At 70.1% G+C, this 2,952-nt stretch carries 3 protein-coding genes; all 3 read right to left on the bottom strand.

Features of this window, described 5'->3' with window-relative positions; translation table 11 throughout:
- Nucleotides 1-75: 75 nt before the first annotated feature.
- On the bottom strand, nucleotides 76-1,383 hold the full coding sequence (locus IEZ19_RS49510; RefSeq protein ID WP_189317914.1) for a tyrosine-type recombinase/integrase: 1,308 nt from the start codon (nucleotides 1,381-1,383) through the stop codon (nucleotides 76-78).
- Nucleotides 1,383-1,571 (bottom strand): helix-turn-helix domain-containing protein, encoded by a 189-nt coding sequence (locus IEZ19_RS49505; RefSeq protein ID WP_189317913.1) that lies wholly within the window; start codon nucleotides 1,569-1,571, stop codon nucleotides 1,383-1,385. The genes IEZ19_RS49510 and IEZ19_RS49505 overlap by 1 nt, the downstream gene beginning before the upstream one ends.
- A partial coding sequence (locus IEZ19_RS49500; RefSeq protein WP_189317912.1) for a replication initiator occupies nucleotides 1,568-2,952 on the bottom strand: 1,385 nt, incomplete at its 5' end. The genes IEZ19_RS49500 and IEZ19_RS49505, both read right to left, overlap by 4 nt.

The raw sequence follows: 2,952 nt of genomic DNA, 5'->3' as shown, positions 1-2,952 counted from the left end.
AGAGCGAGCCCGCGCACACCTCAACATTGATCGGCTACACCACGGCAAGGGACGCCATCGTAGTTGACGGCAACGTCAGCGGACGAGGGCGGAGAGGTGCGGCGGTTCGTCGCCGTCGCCGTTGGCCGATTCGATGGTCGTGGGGCCGTCGAGCGCGGTGCCGAGGGTGTCGATGGCGTCGCGCTGGAGGCGGAGTCGGACGTGGGCGTAGACGGTGGCTGTGACGCCAATGTGGGCGTGGCCGAGGAGTTCCTTGATCACGACGAGTTCGACGCCCTGTTCCAGGAGCAGGGTTGCGGTCGAGTGCCTGAGGTCGTGGAAGCGGATGCGGCGGAGGCCGGCGAGGCGGAGGAGCGTGGTGAAGGTGCGGGTGAGGTTCGTCGGGTCGATCGATCCGCCCTGAGCAGTGGTGAAGACATGCCCGTTGTGCTGCCACGCGGTGCCTGCTGCCTCGCGCTCTCGCTGCTGCTGTTCACGGTGGAGCTTCAGGGACTGGAGGCAGCGAGTGGGGAGAGCGATGCGGCGTTCGGAGGCCCGCGTCTTGGTGGGCAGTGCGGTGAGCCCACCTGCGGCGGTGCGCTGGAGTGTGCGGCGGATGGCGGCCGTGCCTGTGTCGAGGTCGAGGTCTTCCCAGCGGAGGCCGAGGAGTTCGCCCTTGCGGAGTCCGGTGTGGAGGGCGAGTTCGAACAGGGCGTGCAACCGGTGTCCGCGCGTGGCTGCGAGGAACTGGCGGGCTTCGTCGGCGGTGAGGGGTTCGAAGCGCCGGGGCCGTGGGGTGCCGGTGCGGACGTTGCGGGCGACGTTGCGCGGGATCTCCTCCTCGCGCACGGCGTGCTCCAGGGCGGACTTGAGCACGGAGTGCACGTAGGTCAGCGTCAGCGGAGAGAGCCGCTTGGAGCAGCATGTTCCGGCGGCGCAGCAACGGGGCTCTTCACGTCCCGCGTCGATGCCGCGCGCGCAGCACTGGCAGGTGGTGCGGAGCTGGTTGAGCCAGGTGCGGACGTCCTTGGCGGTGAGTTTGGTGAGCTTCTTCTTGCCGAGGCCGGGGATGAGGTAGCGGTGGACGCAGGTGGTGTAGCGGGTGTGGGTGTTTTCGCGGAGGTGGTGGACGGCGACGTTCTCCAGCCAGTACGTCAGGTACGCGGCCACGCTGCCCTGTGCGGTGGGGACGGGGAGGCCGCGGTTGCTGGTGGCGATCTTCTCGGTGAGTTTGGCGAGGGCGTCCATGCGGGTGGTGCCGTAGACACTGACGCGCTTGCGGGTGTTGCCGGGGGCGAGGACGTATCCGGCGGCTTCCCAGCGGCCGTCTTTTCGCTGGTAGATGGTCCCGTCGCCGTTGGCGCGGGTACGGCGGGAGGCGGGGGTGTCTCGGAGCGTGGTCATCAGGCGGCTTCCTGGTCGAGGCGGGTGTGGATGAAGTCGGTGAGCGCGTCTGCGGGGATGCGGCGGGCGCGGCCGAGAGTGATGGAGACGAGCTGGCGGGTTCGGATGAGGTCGTAGACGGCGGTGCGGCCGAGTTGGAGGCGTTCCATGACTTGGGGGACGGTGAGGAGTTTCGTGCCGGCGGTCACGCGAGGGCCCCCGCCCGGACAGCGCTGGTCAGCGGATCAGTGGGGTGACCGACCGGGTGACCGGCGGAGTGACCGGCGTGGTCACGCGAGTGTTCCGAGCGCCGGGGTCGGGTCGGTTGCTCGGGTTGCGTCTGTCGCGTGGCGGTCAGGAGGTTGGCGAGGTGTGCGAGTTCGGGCAGAAGGCCGGTTCCGGCGTACTGCCAGTGGGAGATGACCAGCGTGGTGTCCGAGTCCGTGCGCTGACCGGCGATGTTGGGGTGACCGGGGGCCAGGTCAGTGGGGTGTTCGGCGCGGTCACCGACCGGGCTGCCGTCCTTTTGGCCGGCCTGCGTCTGAGCCGACGCTGGGGCTGGGGTCTGGGTGTCGGGTCGACCGGTTCGCCAGGCGGTGCGTTCGGCGCGGAGGTGGGCGAGGGTGGTGGAGTAGTGGCGGGTGCGGGTGGAGAAGTGGCCGCGGAAGCCGAGCATGTGGGCCCATTGGCGCAGGCGGAGGTGGGCGTGGCGGCGGTTGGTGGCGAGGTGCCAGGCGGTGTGGATCATGCGGCGGGCGTGGTCGGTGATGTTGTGGGTCGCGAGTTCGGCGAGGAGTCGGAGTCGGCGGTCGAGGGTGCCGGTGGTGGTCTCGGCGCCCTTGGTGGCGTATTTGGCGATGTAGGCGGCGACGTGCCGGTCGGTGACCGGGCCGCCGCCGGTGAAGTCGGTGCCGCGGATCACGCGGACGTCGATCTGCCGCCCGAACCGGAACACCAACCGCTCTGCCCGATCAGAGGCTTGGGGCTGGGACGCGGGGACGACTGCGGCGGGCTGCGGTTGCTTCGGCGGTTCGCCTTCGTGGTGGACGCGGGTGCGTGTGGCGGCGGCGCGTACGGCGTGGTTGAGGAGTTGGGTGGTGGCCCAGGCGGGCGGGGTGCTGGTGGGGCCGGTGGGTCCGTCGAGTCGGATGACGGCGTGGAAGTGGACCTGGCCGCGTTTTTGGTACTCGGCGACCTTGGCGTAGGAGAGGGTGGCGTGGTGCCGTAGCGCGCGCTGGGTGAGTCCGGCGGCTTTGGCGATCTCACGGCGTAGATGGGTGGTGAAGCGGGCCCACAGTGCTGGGGCGTGCGCGTTCCACAGCACCGCGCCGGGGTAGTCGTAACGCTCGGGGTCGAGCGGCGTGCCGAGGAGCGGGTCGTCGTCGGGGTGGGTGTGGCCGCAGTGGCAGCGGCCGGTGTCGGGCTGGTTGTGGACGGGCCCGAAGCCGGGTGCGGTGAGGGTGGCGAAGACGCGCGGGTGCGCGGCGACGCTGGTGGGGACGGTCTTGCCGCCGCGTAGTCCGGCGGCTATGAGGGTGCGTTTCCTCTTGAGTGACGAGTGCGTGTCTGGTGGACCGGTGTTCTCGTTGC

Origin of the sequence: Streptomyces brasiliensis (genome assembly GCF_014647875.1) — a bacterium.
GTDB lineage: Bacteria > Actinomycetota > Actinomycetes > Streptomycetales > Streptomycetaceae > Streptomyces > Streptomyces brasiliensis.
The sequence above is the reverse complement of the archived record's forward strand: the minus strand, read 5'-3'. Positions and strand labels throughout refer to the sequence as shown.

Bases quoted from the DNA above. Each gene is read 5' to 3' on its own strand.
- IEZ19_RS49510 (WP_189317914.1), bottom strand. From the start codon at position 1,383: ATGACCACGCTCCGAGACACCCCCGCCTCCCGCCGTACCCGCGCCAAC.